Annotated in this window: 18 protein-coding genes and 1 tRNA gene; 10 read left to right on the top strand and 9 right to left on the bottom strand. The window is 64.0% G+C overall.

Translation table 11 applies throughout. The features are described from left to right. Nucleotides 1–27: 27 nt before the first annotated feature. From rlmB to AQ12_RS23545, 4 genes are read left to right on the top strand one after another with little or no spacing between them, the layout of a single operon-like run. Nucleotides 28–765: a 23S rRNA (guanosine(2251)-2'-O)-methyltransferase RlmB gene (gene rlmB, locus AQ12_RS15055; protein WP_048440744.1), complete on the top strand. Its 738-nt coding sequence runs from the start codon at nt 28–30 to the stop codon at nt 763–765. Then, on the top strand, nt 762–1,112 hold the full coding sequence (locus AQ12_RS15050) for a hypothetical protein (protein WP_048440743.1): 351 nt from the start codon (nt 762–764) through the stop codon (nt 1,110–1,112). The genes rlmB and AQ12_RS15050 overlap by 4 nt, the downstream gene beginning before the upstream one ends. 6 nt (nt 1,113–1,118) lie before the next feature. Then, entirely contained in the window at nt 1,119–1,622 is a 504-nt protein-coding gene (locus tag AQ12_RS15045) for a GNAT family N-acetyltransferase (protein WP_152682819.1), read from the top strand. Then, on the top strand, nt 1,619–2,614 hold the full coding sequence (locus AQ12_RS23545; protein WP_082151617.1) for a GNAT family N-acetyltransferase: 996 nt from the start codon (nt 1,619–1,621) through the stop codon (nt 2,612–2,614). Before AQ12_RS15045 ends, AQ12_RS23545 begins: the two co-directional genes overlap by 4 nt. Nucleotides 2,615–2,654: 40 nt before the next feature. On the opposite strand, the gene AQ12_RS15030 is transcribed toward AQ12_RS23545, so the two are convergent. Genes AQ12_RS15030 through AQ12_RS15015 form a run of 4 tightly spaced genes read right to left on the bottom strand, consistent with a single transcriptional unit; the run spans nt 2,655 to nt 5,709 of the window. Continuing rightward, on the bottom strand, nt 2,655–3,233 hold the full coding sequence (locus AQ12_RS15030; RefSeq protein WP_048440742.1) for a chromate transporter: 579 nt from the start codon (nt 3,231–3,233) through the stop codon (nt 2,655–2,657). Next, nucleotides 3,230–3,820 carry a chromate transporter gene (locus AQ12_RS15025; protein WP_048440741.1) on the bottom strand — a complete coding sequence of 197 codons (591 nt, stop codon included), beginning with the start codon at nt 3,818–3,820 and terminating at the stop codon, nt 3,230–3,232. Before AQ12_RS15025 ends, AQ12_RS15030 begins: the two co-directional genes overlap by 4 nt. An 8-nt stretch (nt 3,821–3,828) precedes the next feature. Next, entirely contained in the window at nt 3,829–4,755 is a 927-nt protein-coding gene (locus tag AQ12_RS15020; protein ID WP_048440740.1) for a DMT family transporter, read from the bottom strand. An 18-nt stretch (nt 4,756–4,773) separates the two neighbouring features. Continuing rightward, nucleotides 4,774–5,709, bottom strand: coding sequence for a helix-turn-helix domain-containing GNAT family N-acetyltransferase (locus tag AQ12_RS15015; protein ID WP_238587730.1), 936 nt, complete (start codon nt 5,707–5,709; stop codon nt 4,774–4,776). 84 nt (nt 5,710–5,793) lie between these two features. Here AQ12_RS15015 and AQ12_RS15010 point away from each other — a divergent pair, with 84 nt between their 5' ends. From AQ12_RS15010 to AQ12_RS15000, 3 genes are all read left to right on the top strand, one after another. Next, the gene (locus AQ12_RS15010) at nt 5,794–6,612 is read left to right on the top strand and encodes a ThiF family adenylyltransferase (RefSeq protein ID WP_048440897.1); all 819 of its coding nucleotides are present in this window, start codon (nt 5,794–5,796) and stop codon (nt 6,610–6,612) included. Nucleotides 6,613–6,625: 13 nt separating this feature from the next. After that, nucleotides 6,626–6,701, top strand: a tRNA-Lys gene (locus AQ12_RS15005). 148 nt (nt 6,702–6,849) lie between these two features. Next, nucleotides 6,850–7,314: a DUF2846 domain-containing protein gene (locus AQ12_RS15000; RefSeq protein ID WP_048440738.1), complete on the top strand. Its 465-nt coding sequence runs from the start codon at nt 6,850–6,852 to the stop codon at nt 7,312–7,314. Nucleotides 7,315–7,419: 105 nt separating this feature from the next. On the opposite strand, the gene AQ12_RS14995 is transcribed toward AQ12_RS15000, so the two are convergent. Then, nucleotides 7,420–8,232, bottom strand: coding sequence for a DUF2189 domain-containing protein (locus AQ12_RS14995; protein WP_053076753.1), 813 nt, complete (start codon nt 8,230–8,232; stop codon nt 7,420–7,422). A 69-nt stretch (nt 8,233–8,301) separates the two neighbouring features. Continuing rightward, nucleotides 8,302–8,691: a DUF302 domain-containing protein gene (locus tag AQ12_RS14990; RefSeq protein ID WP_048440737.1), complete on the bottom strand. Its 390-nt coding sequence runs from the start codon at nt 8,689–8,691 to the stop codon at nt 8,302–8,304. An 86-nt stretch (nt 8,692–8,777) separates the two neighbouring features. On the opposite strand from AQ12_RS14990, the gene AQ12_RS14985 reads away from it, so the two are divergent. Continuing rightward, nucleotides 8,778–10,568 carry a SulP family inorganic anion transporter gene (locus tag AQ12_RS14985; protein WP_082151616.1) on the top strand — a complete coding sequence of 597 codons (1,791 nt, stop codon included), beginning with the start codon at nt 8,778–8,780 and terminating at the stop codon, nt 10,566–10,568. On the opposite strand, the gene AQ12_RS14980 is transcribed toward AQ12_RS14985, so the two are convergent. The 3 genes from AQ12_RS14980 to AQ12_RS14970 are packed head-to-tail and all read right to left on the bottom strand — an operon-like array spanning nt 10,509 to nt 12,516. Further along, complete coding sequence (locus AQ12_RS14980) at nt 10,509–11,789, bottom strand: MgtC/SapB family protein (RefSeq protein WP_082151615.1); 1,281 nt, start codon at nt 11,787–11,789, stop codon at nt 10,509–10,511. The two genes, AQ12_RS14985 and AQ12_RS14980, sit on opposite strands and share 60 nt — an antisense overlap. A gap of 33 nt (nt 11,790–11,822) precedes the next feature. Beyond that, nucleotides 11,823–12,017 (bottom strand): DUF2892 domain-containing protein, encoded by a 195-nt coding sequence (locus tag AQ12_RS14975; RefSeq protein ID WP_048440736.1) that lies wholly within the window; start codon nt 12,015–12,017, stop codon nt 11,823–11,825. A 58-nt stretch (nt 12,018–12,075) separates the two neighbouring features. Next, complete coding sequence (locus AQ12_RS14970; protein WP_048440893.1) at nt 12,076–12,516, bottom strand: universal stress protein; 441 nt, start codon at nt 12,514–12,516, stop codon at nt 12,076–12,078. A 135-nt stretch (nt 12,517–12,651) separates the two neighbouring features. On the opposite strand from AQ12_RS14970, the gene AQ12_RS14965 reads away from it, so the two are divergent. After that, nucleotides 12,652–14,388 (top strand): alpha/beta hydrolase, encoded by a 1,737-nt coding sequence (locus AQ12_RS14965; protein WP_048440735.1) that lies wholly within the window; start codon nt 12,652–12,654, stop codon nt 14,386–14,388. 277 nt (nt 14,389–14,665) lie between these two features. After that, nucleotides 14,666–14,887, top strand: a complete 222-nt coding sequence (locus tag AQ12_RS14960) for a Flp family type IVb pilin (RefSeq protein WP_048440734.1) — start codon at nt 14,666–14,668, stop codon at nt 14,885–14,887. Nucleotides 14,888–14,921: the final 34 nt, after the last annotated feature.

Below are 14,921 nucleotides of genomic sequence, written 5' to 3'. Positions count from 1 at the left end.
CGGCCGCCACCACTGGATAATCGGGCGATGTCTTCTCCCAAAGTGCTATTCGGATTCCACGCCGTGGGCGTCCGCCTGAAAACCGCTCCCGGCTCCATCATCGAGCTCTACGCCGACCCCTCGCGGCGGGACGCGCGGATGCGGCAGTTCCTGGCGCGGGCCACCGATGCCGGCGTCCGCATCATCGAGGCCGACGCCGTCCGCCTGGCCAAGCTCGCCGGCAGCAACGGGCACCAGGGCATCGCAGCCCGTGTAGCCGCGCTGCCCGTCATCAAGTCCCTGGACGACCTGCTCGACGGCATCACCGAGCCGCCACTCCTGCTGATCCTGGACGGCGTGACCGATCCGCACAATCTGGGCGCCTGCCTGCGCGTGGCCGATGGCGCCGGTGCCCATGCGGTGATCGCGCCGAAAGACCATGCCGTCGGCGTGAACGCCACGGTCGCCAAGGTAGCAAGCGGCGCATCAGAGACGGTGCCGTATTTCATGGTCACCAACCTCGCACGCACGATGGGTGAACTCAAGGAGCGCAGCATCTGGTGCATAGGCACCAGCGATGACGCACCGCGCAGCATGTACCAGGCCGACCTCAGGGTGCCCATCGCGCTGGTGCTCGGCGCGGAAGGCGAGGGCATGCGCCAGCTCACCCGCAAGACCTGCGACGAACTCGTGAGCATCCCGATGCGCGGTGCGGTCGAAAGCCTGAACGTGTCGGTAGCCAGCGGCGTGTGCCTGTATGAAGCCTTGCGGCAAAGGACATCATGAAACGAATGCTTCTTGCGATCCCGGTCAGTGCCGCCATTGCTGCCACGCTGCTGCTGGCTTCCTGCACCCAGGAGCAGCAAAACAAGCTGGGCCGCGACATCCAGAACTGGACCGGCACCAACGGCGTGCTGGAGGTCTATGCCGGCGACAAGGTCGTGCGCCGCTGGCTGAAAGTGGACAAGCTGAGCACCGGCTTGGGCACCGACGACGGCAAGCCGCGTTCGTACCGCTACGGCTACGGCGTGCTCGACGAGAACCTGAACTTCATGGTCGATCCGAACGAGAAGAAGGTGTACTTCGAGATCGGCGATTTCACGCATTACGTCTTCTTCGACAACCCCCGTTGAGAAGCCGTGTCTTCGCGCATCCACATTCGCGCCCCCGAGCGCAGTGATGAGAAGGCGTTTCTGGCCGCCGTTGCGCGCAGTCGCGCCTATCACCGCCCCTGGGTGAAAGCGCCGTCCACCCCGACCCAGTTCCGCGAGTGGCTAGAACGCCTGAAGCAGCCGACCCACTTTTCGTTGCTGGTGATTCGCAAGGACACCTATGAAATCGTCGGCGTGTTCAATATTTCAAACATCGTGCTGGGCGGTTTTCTCAGTGCGTACCTCGGCTACTACGGATTCGCCGGGCACGAGCGGCAGGGCCTGATGGCAGAGGGCCTGCGGGCCGTGGTGAACCATGCCTTCAGGAAGCTCAAGCTGCACCGGCTCGAAGCCAACATCCAGCCGGGCAATGCGCCTTCGATTGCTCTGGCTGCGGCCTGCGGTTTCGAGAAAGAAGGCTTTTCGCCGCGCTACCTGAAGATCGGCGGACGCTGGCGCGATCATGAGCGCTGGGCGATTCGCGCGTCATGATCGAGCCGTCACGGATCGAGCTGGTCGCAGCGCAAGCAGGTGACGCCGATGCGCTGGTGGAGGTGCGCATAGAAGCGATGCGTGAAAGCCTGGAGCGTGTGGGCCGGTTCGATGCGAGCCGTGCGCGTGAGCGATTTTTGTCGGGGTTCGTGCCGGAGCACACGCGCCATGTGGTGGTCGACGGCGAGCGCGTGGGGTTTGTGGTTGTCAAGCCGGCCGGGCACGCCTTGCTGCTGGACCATCTCTACATTCGCCCGGCGTTCCAGAGGCGAGGCATTGGCGCTGCGGTGCTGGAAACGGTGTTCGCTGAAGCTGATGCAAAAAACCAGCCGTTGCGGGTCGGCGCCCTGACCGGCAGTGATTCGAACCGCTTCTACCAGCGGCACGGATTCGAGCTGACCGAGCGCGCACAGTGGGACAACTATTACCTGCGAGTGGCCGGCGTCAAATCGACGCGCCGCCTGCCGCAGCGGATCATCATCATCGGCATGAGTGGTTCGGGCAAGACGACGCTTGCGCACGAAATCGCCGCGCGCGCAGGCATCCCCCACATCGAACTCGACGGCCTCTTCTGGGGACCTGGATGGGAGCCGCGTGCGCCCGCCAGCTTTCGTGCGGACGTGAAGCAGGCCGTGGACGCGCCCTGCTGGGTGATCGACGGCAACTATTCGTCGGTGCGCGAAATCGTCTGGCCGCATGCCGACATGGTGGTGTGGCTGAACCTTTCTTTCTGGACCACATTCGCCCGCGTGTTCGCGCGCACCCTGAACCGGTCGATCGAAGGAACGCTTTTGTGGAACGGCAACCGCGAGTCGTTCGGCCGTTCGTTCTTCTCGCGCGAATCCATTTTGTGGTGGGTGATACGCCACTACCATGACCGTCGCCGCAGCTTCGCGGCCCTGCGCGCCAACAACACATTTGCGAATCTGCAGTGGGTCGAACTCAGGCGACCTGAGCAGGTCGATGAATTCATCCAGAGGCTGTCGGCTTGAGGCTGATGACGAGCTGCTCAAGGACGCTCGTCAAGCAGGCTCACACCAGCCCGAACCATCCGAGCAGCGCACCCGCCCCGAGCAGCCACAGCAGGTGCACTTTGGTGCGCCAGACCACCAGCGCCGATACGACGGCCACCGCCCAGATCGGCCAGTTGCGCACGTCGTAGCCGGTCCCCGTCGCCAGAATCCAGCCGGTTGCAATTAGCAGGGCGATCACGATGGGTGCCATGCCTTGCTTGAATGCGCGCACGGCACGCAGTTCACGATTGCGATGGCCCCACGTCGCGGCGAAGTAGGTGAGCGTCGTGCTCGGAATCATGATGCCCAGCATGGCGATGGTCATTCCCATCAGCGCCGTCGGCAGCCCGCCTGCATTGAGGCCGACGTTCCATCCCATGAGCGCGATAAAGAGCACGTTGGGGCCGGGGGCGGCCTGGGCAATCGCGATCGACGCGTTGAACTGCGGATCGGTGAGCCACTGCTGGCGCTCCACCAGAAACCGGTGCATGTCGGGAGCGGTCGTGATCGCGCCGCCGACTGCCAGCAAGGACAGCGACAGGTAATGAACAAACAGGTTCAGCCAGTCGGCAGGCGTCAGCGCAAGCGACAGCGTCATGCAGCAACCTCCGCCATGCGGCGATAGGCGATGACGCAGGCGAGGCCGCCCAGCCCGAGCAGCACCCAGGCCAGAGGCCAGCGAAGAATGGCTATGCCGATGAAAGACGCCACCCCGAACGCGATGCAGACCGGGATGCCCAGAATGTTCTTCTTGAGCGCGCTGCAAAGCTTGATGCCCGTGGCTGTGATGAGACCCGCAGCAACAGCGCCCATTCCGCGCAGCGCACCGGCGACTTGGGGGTTGCCTGAGATCTGCGCATAGATGAGCGCCAGGCACATCACCACCAGCAGGGGAAAGGTCAGCATGCCGGCCAGTGCGGTCATCGCACCGCGAAACCCGAAGTAGCGTCCGCCGATCATCAGTGCGAGGTTGACGACGTTCGGTCCCGGCATGATCTGCGCGACAGCCCATTCCTCCACGAATTCCTCGCGTGTCATCCAGTGTTTCTTCTCGACCAGTTCGCGTTGCACGACTGCCAGCACGCCGCCAAAGCCCTGCAGGGCCAGCAGGCTGAAGGAGAAAAACAGGTCCGAGAGAGAACTCGGTTGCGAGCGCGGTGGGACGGGCGCGTCGGGGGAAGTCATGGCGGCGATTATCGTGCGCCTCGCGTAGCCAACCCCAGCCCAAGGGCAATCAGCACGAGGGCCGGCAGTGCGACGACCTGCACCGATTCACCCAGCAACAACCAGCCGAGCAAGGTCGCGGTGACCGGGTTGAGCGCGAGAAACACGGTGACGCGGGTCGGCGCTTCGTTCTTGAGTGCATACAGCCACCAGAAGTAACCAATCCCGCTCGACACCCCGATAAAGACCATCGCTGCCCACGCCTGCGCGCTGAACGAGAAGATGCGAGACGGCCAGGCTTCGCCAATCGCGATGAAGGCCAGCGCGATGACAGATGCCAGCATCGCGAACGCGGAGACCGGCACCGTCGGATAGCGCTGCAGGTAGGGCCGGTACAGCACGGTGCAGACGGCCCCGGTCAGCGCTGAAGCCGCGACTGCAAGCTCGCCCCACCAGTGACCGCTGCTCGCAGCTCCCAGGCGCGGCGACAACGCCAATGCGACGCCGGCAATCGACAACGCCACGCCGCCCAGCAGCAAGCGCGTGATCCTCTCGCGCCCCAACACCGCCGAAAGCACCATCGTGAGTAGTGGAAACAAACTGAAGATGAACGCAGCCTGCGCCGCGCCGACATGCCTCAAGCCGAAGTTCAGCAGCGCAATGAGCACCCCAAACTGCCCGATGCCCAACGCCGCCAGCACCAGAATGTCCCACCTGGATGTCATTGCGGACTCGATCCGCAATCCATGCGGCTGTCGCTCTACACCGGGCGTCCATGCCGCCCACAGCGCCCCCGCATCCCTGAACGCAAACGGCGCCAGACACGCAAACCCAATCGCGTATCGGATCATCGCCAGCGTCAGCGGCGGCACTTCCACCAGCGCGTAGCGTGAAGCGACGATGCCCGCGCCCACCAGCACGCTTGCCCCAGCCGCAGCCCAAAGCGCCTTGCTCATGCGTTGTTCATGTATTGCTCAGAGCTTGAGCTCCCAGATCTCGCTGGTGAGCTGCTGGCCGTAGCCGTGGAACGATTCGCTGCTGGTGACCGTGAACCCGCGCGACTTGTAGATGGCTCTTGCGGCATCGAGATGCCCGTTGGTCCACAGCATCAGCTTGCGATAGCCCTTGCCGCGCGCGAACGCGATGCACTCGTCGACCAGCCGCGCACCCAGGCCTTTGCCGCGCGCAGAAGGCGTGAGGATCAACAGGCGCAGTTGCGCCACTGTAGGCGACTTGCGCACCACAAACACCGAGCCCACCCGTTCGCCGTCGATCTCGGCGATCCAGCCTTTGTCCCAGGCCGGGTTGAACTTGCGGATGTAGTTGGCGGCGATGTCGGCGACCAGCGCTTCGAATTCATTGGTGAAGCCGTACTCGCGCCAATAGATTTCCGCGTGCTGCATCACGACCCAGCCCATGTCGCCGGGGCCCGGATCGCGCAGCAGGATTGCGCTGGGCTGCTGGCTCGCGGTGTCATCGAGCAGCCGCTGCATGGTGGTCATCGCGCGGATCAGCTTGTCGCGCCCCTCGCTGGGCAGCGCAGCGAGCAGGGCGGCAGCCTCGTCGCGCGACTGCTGCTGCAGGGGCGCGAACGCTGCGTGACCCGCCTCGGTGAGCTTGAGCAGGCTTTGCCGCGCGTCGGCGGGCGAGGGCGCCCGGGCGAGCCAGCCGCGGCTTTCAAACCGGCGCAGGATGCGGCTGAGGTAGCCCGCATCCAGGCCCAGGTCCCGGCCAAGTTCCGAGGCGGTGGGTTGGTCGCGATGCGCGAGTTCGTAAAGCACGCGCACTTCGGTCAGGGACAACTCGCTGCCCAGGTACGGATCGAGCACGCCAATGCGCTGTGTCCAGAATCGGTTGAAACCCCGTACGGCCTGGACCTGGGCAGGGGAGACAGCGGGGTTCTTCGTCATGAATGACATGGTCAGCCAATTACTTGCCGTCGTCAAGTAATTGGCTTGCGAAGAACGTGGCTGTGGCGCAGCGACAATACCGATGTGACCCCACTTAATGACATCAGCGACATCAACGACACCCCCGACCTGCAGCGCCGCTTCGGCGGGCTCGAGCGCCTCTATGGCGTGCAGGGCGCAGCCTCCATCCGCAAATCGCATGTGGCTGTGATCGGCATCGGCGGCGTCGGCTCATGGTCGGCGGAGGCGCTGGCCCGCAGCGGTGTGGGGGAGCTGACGCTGGTCGACCTGGACCATGTGGCGGAGTCCAACATCAACCGGCAGGTCCATGCGTTGGGGGACACGGTCGGCAAGGCGAAGGTGCAGGCCATGCGCGAGCGCATTGCGCAGATCAACCCGGCCTGCATCGTCAATTGCGTCGAGGAATTTGCCGAGCCTGAGAACTGGCCGCAGCTATTGCCCCAGGGCGTCACGGCGGTGATCGATGCCTGCGACCAGGTCAAGGCGAAAGTGGCGATGGCCGAGTGGGCGCGTCGCACCAGGACCCTGTTCATCGCGGTGGGTGCAGCCGGCGGCAAGCGCCTGGCCCACAAGGTGGACATCGACGACCTTGCCAACACCACGCACGACCCCTTGCTCGCCCAGGTTCGCTATCGCCTGCGCAAATCCCACGGCGCGCCGCGCGAGGGAAAGAAGATGGGTGTGGCGTGTGTTTTCAGCCGTGAAGCGGTTGCGCCGCCAGACGCATCATGTGCCGTAGCGGGCGCCGAGGAAGGCGACGGCACGCTCAATTGCAGCGGATACGGATCGGTGGTGAGCGTCACGGCAACTTTCGGCCAATGCGCCGCTGGGTGGGTGCTGGACCAGCTGGCCAGCCAGAAGTCCGAAACGCAGACGCTATAATCGCAGGCTTTGCGGGACGTTAGCTCAGTTGGTAGAGCAGCGGACTTTTAATCCGTTGGTCACTGGTTCGAATCCAGTACGTCCTACCAGAATTGCCGTCAGGCACCTTGAAGCTCGCTATCGAATAGATAGCGAGCTTTTTTTGTTTTCATTTCTCGCAAGCCCCTACTTTTGCGGTCGGCGCCTTGCTGATGAGTTCGTGTAAATTCCCCGCTCTTATCAATGAGAGGGAGAGTCATGAAGAAGCTTGCAGTCAGCATGTTGGTTTTGGCACTGGTTACCGGATGCGCTTCCGTGAAGATGGAATCGCAAGAGGCGTCGAACAGGGCCAAGCAGTTTGCGCAGCCTGAGTCCGGCAAGGCTGGCGTGTACATCTATCGGGACAGCTTTGTTGGAAAGGCACTCAAGAAGGACGTCTGGCTCGATGGCAAGTGCGTCGGCGAGTCCGCACCGGACGTTTTCTTCTACACACAAGTGGCTCCCGGCAATCACACGCTCTCCACCGAGTCCGAGTTTTCTCCTAACGACCTCTCGATTCTGGTGGACGCCGGCAAGAACTATTTCTACCGGCAGTTCATCAAGCTGGGCGTCTTCGTGGGCGGAGCGGACCTGGAGGCGGTCCCGGAAGAGCAAGGCAAGGCCGCAGTGGCAAAGCTACAGCTGGCGAGCGGTGGCGCGTGTAGCAAGAGCTACTCGAAATAGCCTGGGCAACTCCTGCCGGTAACACCAGAAAGGCCTGCTATCCATTTGGTAGCAGGCCTTTTTCTTGAGACACCATGGCGCGTTACCCGCTGAGCAGCCGGTCGCTCAACCATCCCACCCCACCGTCTCCCGATACGCATGCCAGGTCGCATGCCCCAGCAACGGCCCAACAACCAGCACGCCCAGCGCCCACGGCCATAGCGCGACAAGGGTGAGCGTCACCACCAGCGCACCCCAGAACAGCATCGTTGCCACGTTCGTAAAGACAACGCTGAAACTGGTGATCGCTGCCGTGATCGCATCGGTGTCGCGATCGAGCACCATCGGGATCGCGACCACCATGCTGCAAAAGACCAGCGCCGCGAACGCGCCACCAACGAGCGTGTAGACGGCCAGGAACTGCCAGTTGGCCGGATTGAACACCGCCTGCAACACGCTCGCGCTCGAGGGCATGCCGGTGTTGAAGAACACCGCGAACACCACCAGCGAGGCGCGTCCCCACAACAGCTCCAGCACCGTGAGCACCAGCACCAGCAGCCCCATGCTCCCGAGGTGCTTGTCCCAGCAGGTCAGCGAAGCGCCCAGTGACTGCGGCAGGCCCTTCTCGCGCCGCCGGCTCACTTCGTACAGGCCCATCGCCAAAAAGGGGCCCACCAGCAGGCAACCCGAAACGATGGTCATCGTGTATTCCGGGCGGTGCCTGAACACCGCCCCAAGAATCAGCGCCATGAGCCAGAAACACGTGCCGTACAAGAGCGCGATACCGGGTGCGGCGGCCAGGTCCTGCGCGCCTCGTGAGAGCCAGCGCAGCGGTGCCGTGAACGCGACCGGTCGCGCGTGCGGCCGTGCAGGCTCTGCAGGTGACGCGGCAACCGCAGGGTCTGCGGCAGCAATGCCTTCTGGAATCGGCTGGTCCATGCGTGATCTCCTGCAGGACAGGATACCGAGAGGTCCGGCAGGGCGCATGGGGAATCACCCCAGCAGGTTCTACTGCGTCAATGCAGCCCGCGCGCGGTCCAGGCGCTTGCCCGCCTCGTCGGCGACCGCTTGCATACCCGCAAGCGGCGAGAGTTTGGCCATCATGTGCGGATCGAGAAATCCGACGCTGATGCGGCCGTTCTCCACCTCTCGCACCGTGACGTTGCACGGCAGCAAGAGGCTGATCTCGGGGTCGGCCTCAAGGGCCTGGTAGGCCAATGGCGGATTGCACGCACCCAGAATCCGGTGAGCAGGGATGTCCTTGCCCAGCTTTTCCTTCATGGCCTTTTGAATGTCGATGTCGCTCAGCACGCCGAAACCCTCGGTTTTGAGCGCGGCGACAACGCGTTCGATTGCGGTGTCAAAGGGTCCTGCGATTTCAATGTGATGTCCGTACATGGTTTGTCCTGGTTGGTTGATAGACAATATATCAGTAAATATAATATTATGGAATATATCAATTCACAACGACAGCGCCCCACGTCATGAAAACTCTTCTATCTGCGCGAACATGGCTGCCCTCATGGATTGCCGGCTACGACCGCGGCAAGGCCGCCCAGGATGCCGTAGCTGGCATCGTGGTGACCATCCTGCTGGTGCCCCAGAGCCTGGCGTACGCAATGCTTGCAGGTTTGCCTGCGCACGTGGGAATGTATGCAAGCCTGCTGCCTCTGCTGGCCTATGCGGTATTGGGCTCCAGCATGACCTTGTCCGTGGGTCCGGTCGCGGTTGCCTCGTTGATGACGGCAGCAGCGGTGACCCCGCTTGCGGTGGCAGGCAGTGCCGACTATGTGCTGCTCTCCATGCTGCTGGCGCTGATCGGCGGGGTGGTGCTTTTGCTGCTTGGCGTGCTGCGGATGGGATTCGTGGCGAACCTCTTGAGTCACCCGGTGATCTCTGGCTTCGTCACTGGCTCCGCCGTGCTGATTGCGATCGGTCAGCTCAAGCCGCTGCTGGGTGTTCCTGCCAAGGGGGACACGGCGCTGGAGCTACTCGTGTCGCTGGTGTCGCACGCAGGGCAACTGCACCTGCCCACCGCGATTCTGGGCGTTTCTTCGGCGGCGGCGCTGTGGGCATCGCGTCGATTTCTGGCCCAGGGGTTGCGCAGCATGGGACTGGGAGCCAAAACCGCCGACATCGTCCCGAAGCTGGCGCCCATGGTGGTGGTGCTGGTTGCGATCGCGGCGGTGGCCGCCTTCGCCCTGGATACCGGTGCCGGTATTGCGGTGGTGGGTGTAATCCCCGCCGGCCTGCCCAGGCTCGCCGTCACCATGCCCACAATGCCGCAACTGCAGGCGCTCGCCGTGCCGGCGGTGATGATCGCGCTGATCGGCTTTGTCGAGAGCGTGTCGGTTGCGCAGTCGCTTGCGATCAAGCGGGGCGAGCGGATCAACCCCGACGCCGAACTGCGGGGTCTGGGCGCAGCCAATCTGGCCAGCGCACTCTCGGGCGGATTTCCGGTGACCGGCGGATTCGCGCGCAGCGGGGTCAACTTCGCTGCGGGCGCTCGCAGCCCGCTCGCGGGCGTGGTGGCAGCGGCTCTCATGGCGCTGGTCCTGCTGGGCCTCACGGGCCTGTTTGAACGGCTCCCGCTCGCAGTGCTTGCCGCCACCATCATCGTGGCCGTCGTCGGTCTCATCGACATCGCGACCTTGCGGCACGCGTGGCACTACGACCGGGCAGACGCTGTCGCGTGGCTGGTCACTGCCATCGGCGTACTGGGCCTGGGCGTGGAGGCAGGCGTGGGGCTGGGAGTCGCCATGTCGATCGGCACCTTTCTCTGGCGCGCGAGCCGTCCGCACATGGCGGTGGTGGGCCGTGTCGGTGAAAGCGAACACTTTCGCAATGAGCGCCGTTTTTCCGTCAGGACCTACCCCGGACTGCTGCTGCTGCGCGTGGACGAGAGCCTGTTTTTTGCCAACATTCCGGCGGTGGTGCGGCGTATCGAGGAAGAGATAGCCCGCCTGGGTGATGTGCGTCACCTGGTGCTGGACCTGTCCTCCGTAGGCCACATCGATCTCACCGCCGTCGAGGCGCTACAGCGCCTTCACTCCGATCTGCGCGAGCGCGGCATCCAGATGCATCTGGCCGAGGTGCGCGGGCCGGTGATGGACCGGCTCAAGCACACCAGCTTGCCGGGACAGCTGGTCAACAAGCCGTTTCTGAGCTTGCATGAAGCGATCGGCCTGCTCGCTGGCGAGGGCAGCACGCCCCGGCTATCCGTACTGCCAGCCGTAGCCGACGGCCCCGACCACAGCAATCGCCCCAAAGCCTGACAGCACGCGCCATCCCAGCTTTGCGCCGCCAATGCCGAAGGCCAGCGCCGCCTTGCTGACCAGGTTGGCGCCTGCGGCCAGCAAGATGGCAGTCGTTGCGGCATTCGCTGCGAGTTGTCCCTGCTCATGCATCTGCACACTGGAGACCAGAATGGCATCCACATCGGCCAACCCGGAGATGAACGCGATGCCGTAGATGCCGGCATCTCCCAGGACTTGCTTGCCAGCCCGAATCGCCACGGCCACGATGCCCAGGACGACGCCAAACCCCAATGCCGTCGGCAGGTCGAATACTTTCACCTGCGCTTCGATTGAAGCCGTTTCGCGTGCTGCACCGCGTCGCCAAAGCGCTGCTGCAGCAATGAGCGCCGTGACCCCCGGCAGCACGAGCAACAGGCCTATGCCTGCCGCCAGTTCGGGCTGCAGCGCAACGACCAGCACCGCCATGCGAAAGAACATCACGCTGCTCGCCAGCATGATCGCAGCGGCTGCGGTCCCCTGAATGGCGGTGTGCGCCCGCGCGGCCCGGGCCAATGCGAGGGTCGCCGCAGTGGATGACGCCAGCCCACCAAACAGTCCCATCCAGAGCAGGCCTTGTCGTGCGCCGCGCAAACGCATCGCCGCATGCCCGAACAGCGACAACGCGGCAACCAGCACCACGGCCAGCCACAGTTGATAGGGATTGAGTGCCTTGTACGGCCCGTACCCGGCATCGGGCAGCAGCGGCAGCACCACCGCGCTCAACACACCCAGTTGCAGGATCGCGTTGAGCTCGTCGGGTTGGATCAGCCGCATCCATCGATGCAGCTCGGGTTTCAGATCGAGCAGGAGTGCCACGACAACCGCAGCGCCCACCGCCAGCACGGCGTGTCCGTGTGCGGCCAGCGCCCCCAGCCCGAAAGTCGCCATGGCGGCGACGGCGGTCGTGATGCTGAGCGAACCCGCAGCCTCGGAGGCACGGCGAAACGACACCGCAAAGAGCAGTACCACCGCCAGCAGGCCGCTTGCCAAAAGCAGTTGCTGCCCGGTGCCCGATCCCAGCAATGCGAGCAGCCCGCCCAGCAGGCCGATGAGTGCAAACGTGCGCAGCCCGGCCACGCGGCCGCCTTCGGGAAGCTCGCGATCACGCCAGCCACGTTCAAGGCCGACCATCAGGCCGACAGCGAGCGCTGCGCCCAGTGCCTTCGCGCCCTGCGCCAGGTCAAGATCAGATGGATTCACTGCAGCTCACAACGGCGCTGCGCACCGCGCGCCTCAACGCTTGGGCATCGGGCAGGTCGATATCCCCAGCAGGCTGTACAGCGGGCACATCCCCAACGCACCCGTGATGATCGGGACGATGCCGATGTAGCCCCAGGCACCGATCGTGCCCATATACGCCATCGCGATCAGCGCGATGCCGGCAATGACTCGCACGCTGCGGTCCAGGGTGCCTTCGTTGACTTTCATGAGCAGGTTCCGATCGAGGTTGTTGAAATGGCAAAAATGGCGGAAAGGGCAGGGTACTTCAGGAGTCGTCGCCGCGTATGGTGAGCACAGGCACCGTCGCTTCGCGCAGGATCTGGTCGGCGCCGCTGCCCATGACCAGGCGGCTGATGCCCCGGCGGCCGTGCGTGCCCAGCACGATCAGGTCGGCGCCCCAGTCTGCGGCTTCCTTGGTAACGGTCGCGCCCAGGCGTTGCGCAGGCTGGTCGACCAGTTGCGTGTCGGCCGCGACGCCAGCGGACTTCGCCATCTCCAGCGCGTCGCCCAGCACCTTCGCTGCGGCGGTGCGAACTTCTTCCATGAGCTCCGGGCTGTAGCTGTAGGTATTGACGTAGACGAGTTCGTCGATTGCGTGCAGCAACCTCACGCTGGACCCCTGTTCGCGTGCGAGCTGCAGGGCCTGCGTGAGGGCTTTGCGGGAAGTCGCACTGCCGTCGACCGGCACCAGAATGCGCTTGAACATGGCTGTCTCCGTTTGGTTGAAGTAGCCTGCATGGTCGGGCAGGCGGGGCATGGATCACTTGACGCGGATCAAACGCCGTGCAGGTTGATGCACGTCAAGCGTCGCGCTGGCCGGCGTCCTTATCCTTTCCCAACGATGCGCTCCAACGAATACGGACCCGACCCTCTCGACCTGCCGCTGAAACTCTGGCTCGCGCGCCTGGCCCACGGCATTTCGCCGTCGGCGCTCTCGCTCGCGTATGCCGACTGGCTCGCGCACTTCATGGCCTCTCCCTCGCACCAGAGCGCTTTGGCAGGCAGTGCGTTGCGCAAATCAGTCGCCTGGCAAAACTACGCGCAGCGCGTGTGGGGCGCCGACTGCTCGCCATGCGTGGCACCCGCAGGCAACGACAAGCGTTTTGATCCTGCGCCGTGGAGCAAGCCGCCATTCAATATCATGGCCCAGGGCTTCCTGTTGCAGCAGCAGTGGTGGCAGGAAGCCATGACCGGCGTGAGCGGCGTGTCGCGCCACCACGAAGACGTCGCCGCATTTGCAACAAGGCAGTGGCTGGACATCTGGTCGCCCTCGAACTTTGTCGCTACCAACCCGCAGGTGCTGGCCGAGACGATGCGCCGCGGCGGGGCCAACCTGGTCGAAGGCGCTGCCAACTGGGCGAGTGACGCCGTCACCGTGATGACCGATGGTCCCGCGCGGGGCGCCCAGGCATTCGTGCCGGGCAAGGGCACTGCGTTGACGCCGGGCAAAGTGGTGTTTCGCAATTCACTGATCGAGCTGATCCAGTACGAACCCGCAACGCCGACGGTCTTTGCAGAGCCGGTGCTCGTTATTCCGTCGTGGATCATGAAGTTCTACATCCTGGACCTGACGCCCGGCGACTCGCTGGTCGAATACCTGGTGTCGCAGGGCCATACGGTGTTCATGGTGTCGTGGAGAAACCCCGTCAGCGCAGATCGCGACCTGGGCATGGACGACTACCTGCAACTCGGCGTGATGGATGCGATCGACGCCGTGCGACGCATGGTGCCGCGCATGCGCGTGCACGCGATGGGTTACTGCCTGGGCGGCACGCTGCTGGCAATCGCTGCTGCGCTCCTGGGCGCGGACAAGGCGAACCCGTTGGCGAGCGTGACGCTGCTGGCCGCGCAGACCGACTTTCATGAGCCCGGCGAGCTGGGCCTGTTCATCGACGAGAGCCAGATCGCTTTCCTGGAAGGCCTGATGGCCGAGCACGGCTATCTCGACGGCCGGCAGATGGCGGGCGCGTTCCAGCTGATCAACTCCAAGGACCTCGTGTGGTCCAAGCTCGTGCACGAATACCTGATGGGCGCGCAAAGCCCGATGACGGCCATGCGTGCGTGGAACGCCGACGCGACACGGCTGCCTGCGCGCATGCACAGCCAATACCTGCGCAGCCTGTTCCTGCACAACGACCTGGCCGAGGGCCGTTACAAGGCCCTGGGGCAGACCGTGCGGCTCGATGCGATCGACGTGCCCATGTTCGTCGCGGCCACGCAGCGCGATCATGTGGCGCCGTGGAAGTCGGTCTACAAGGTTCATGGGCTGGTGCATTCGCCGGTGACGATGGCGCTGGCTTCCGGTGGGCACAACATGGGCATCGTGAGTCCGCCTTCGGGTCCGATGGCTGATGCTGCCGCAGGCTACTACCTGTCATCGCACGCCGCGATGAAGGCACCTGCCGACCCGGATGAATGGCGCAGGGGTGCGCAGCCCGAGCACGGTTCGTGGTGGCCCGCGTGGACGCAGTGGCTCGCGCAGCATTCGACGCGGCGAGTGAAAGCCAGGGCCGTCACGTCGGTGGTGCAGGACGGTTTGCCCGTGCCTGCGCCAGGCAGCTACGTGCTGCAAAAGTAATTCGCCGCATCGGGCACATCTTGCCCACATCTCGCGCGCATACCGCGTAGAGCGCTTGCGCGCACCTGCGCGCGTTGTCGCTCGCGCGCTTTTCATGTTGACGAGTGTCAATGCACGCGCCACTTCAGGTGGGCGATGTATCTCATCCACATGACAAATATCAAAGTTTTTCTTTGGGCTTTGTTTCAAAGTTACCAACAGACACAAGTGCTTTTTGCCGAGTGTCGCAACGCCCGGCCGATGTGGACGGGTCAAAGCAACCAACCGGAGCCTTCACATGAAATCTTTCATCACCGAATTCGCCGCCGACGAGAGCGGCGCCACCGCCATCGAATACGGGCTGCTCGCGGCTCTGATCTCGGTCGTGATCATTGCCGGCGCATCGCTGCTCGGCACCAACATCAACACGCTCTTCAACGACATCGCCAAGTGCATCGCTGATCCGAAGAGCGCCGATTGCAAGTGGAAGGCCACGGCCACGACGCCGACGACGCCCTGAGATTCGTCGGCATACGCAACCTCCACCGAGCCTC

Origin of the sequence: Caenimonas sp. SL110 (assembly GCF_001044395.1) — a bacterium.
GTDB lineage: Bacteria > Pseudomonadota > Gammaproteobacteria > Burkholderiales > Burkholderiaceae_C > Ramlibacter.
The sequence above is the reverse complement of the archived record's forward strand: the minus strand, read 5'-3'. Positions and strand labels throughout refer to the sequence as shown.

Excerpts from the sequence above, each read along its gene's own strand:
- rlmB (WP_048440744.1), top strand. The coding sequence starts at position 28 with ATGTCTTCTCCCAAAGTGCTATTCGGATTCCACGCCGTGGGCGTCCGC.
- AQ12_RS15050 (WP_048440743.1), top strand. The coding sequence starts at position 762 with ATGAAACGAATGCTTCTTGCGATCCCGGTCAGTGCCGCCATTGCTGCC.
- AQ12_RS23545 (WP_082151617.1), top strand. The coding sequence starts at position 1,619 with ATGATCGAGCCGTCACGGATCGAGCTGGTCGCAGCGCAAGCAGGTGAC.
- AQ12_RS15030 (WP_048440742.1), bottom strand. The coding sequence starts at position 3,233 with ATGACGCTGTCGCTTGCGCTGACGCCTGCCGACTGGCTGAACCTGTTT.
- AQ12_RS15025 (WP_048440741.1), bottom strand. The coding sequence starts at position 3,820 with ATGACTTCCCCCGACGCGCCCGTCCCACCGCGCTCGCAACCGAGTTCT.
- AQ12_RS15020 (WP_048440740.1), bottom strand. The coding sequence starts at position 4,755 with ATGAGCAAGGCGCTTTGGGCTGCGGCTGGGGCAAGCGTGCTGGTGGGC.
- AQ12_RS15015 (WP_238587730.1), bottom strand. The coding sequence starts at position 5,709 with ATGACGAAGAACCCCGCTGTCTCCCCTGCCCAGGTCCAGGCCGTACGG.
- AQ12_RS15000 (WP_048440738.1), top strand. The coding sequence starts at position 6,850 with ATGAAGAAGCTTGCAGTCAGCATGTTGGTTTTGGCACTGGTTACCGGA.
- AQ12_RS14995 (WP_053076753.1), bottom strand. The coding sequence starts at position 8,232 with ATGGACCAGCCGATTCCAGAAGGCATTGCTGCCGCAGACCCTGCGGTT.
- AQ12_RS14990 (WP_048440737.1), bottom strand. The coding sequence starts at position 8,691 with ATGTACGGACATCACATTGAAATCGCAGGACCCTTTGACACCGCAATC.
- AQ12_RS14985 (WP_082151616.1), top strand. The coding sequence starts at position 8,778 with ATGAAAACTCTTCTATCTGCGCGAACATGGCTGCCCTCATGGATTGCC.
- AQ12_RS14975 (WP_048440736.1), bottom strand. The coding sequence starts at position 12,017 with ATGAAAGTCAACGAAGGCACCCTGGACCGCAGCGTGCGAGTCATTGCC.
- AQ12_RS14970 (WP_048440893.1), bottom strand. The coding sequence starts at position 12,516 with ATGTTCAAGCGCATTCTGGTGCCGGTCGACGGCAGTGCGACTTCCCGC.
- AQ12_RS14965 (WP_048440735.1), top strand. The coding sequence starts at position 12,652 with ATGCGCTCCAACGAATACGGACCCGACCCTCTCGACCTGCCGCTGAAA.
- AQ12_RS14960 (WP_048440734.1), top strand. The coding sequence starts at position 14,666 with ATGAAATCTTTCATCACCGAATTCGCCGCCGACGAGAGCGGCGCCACC.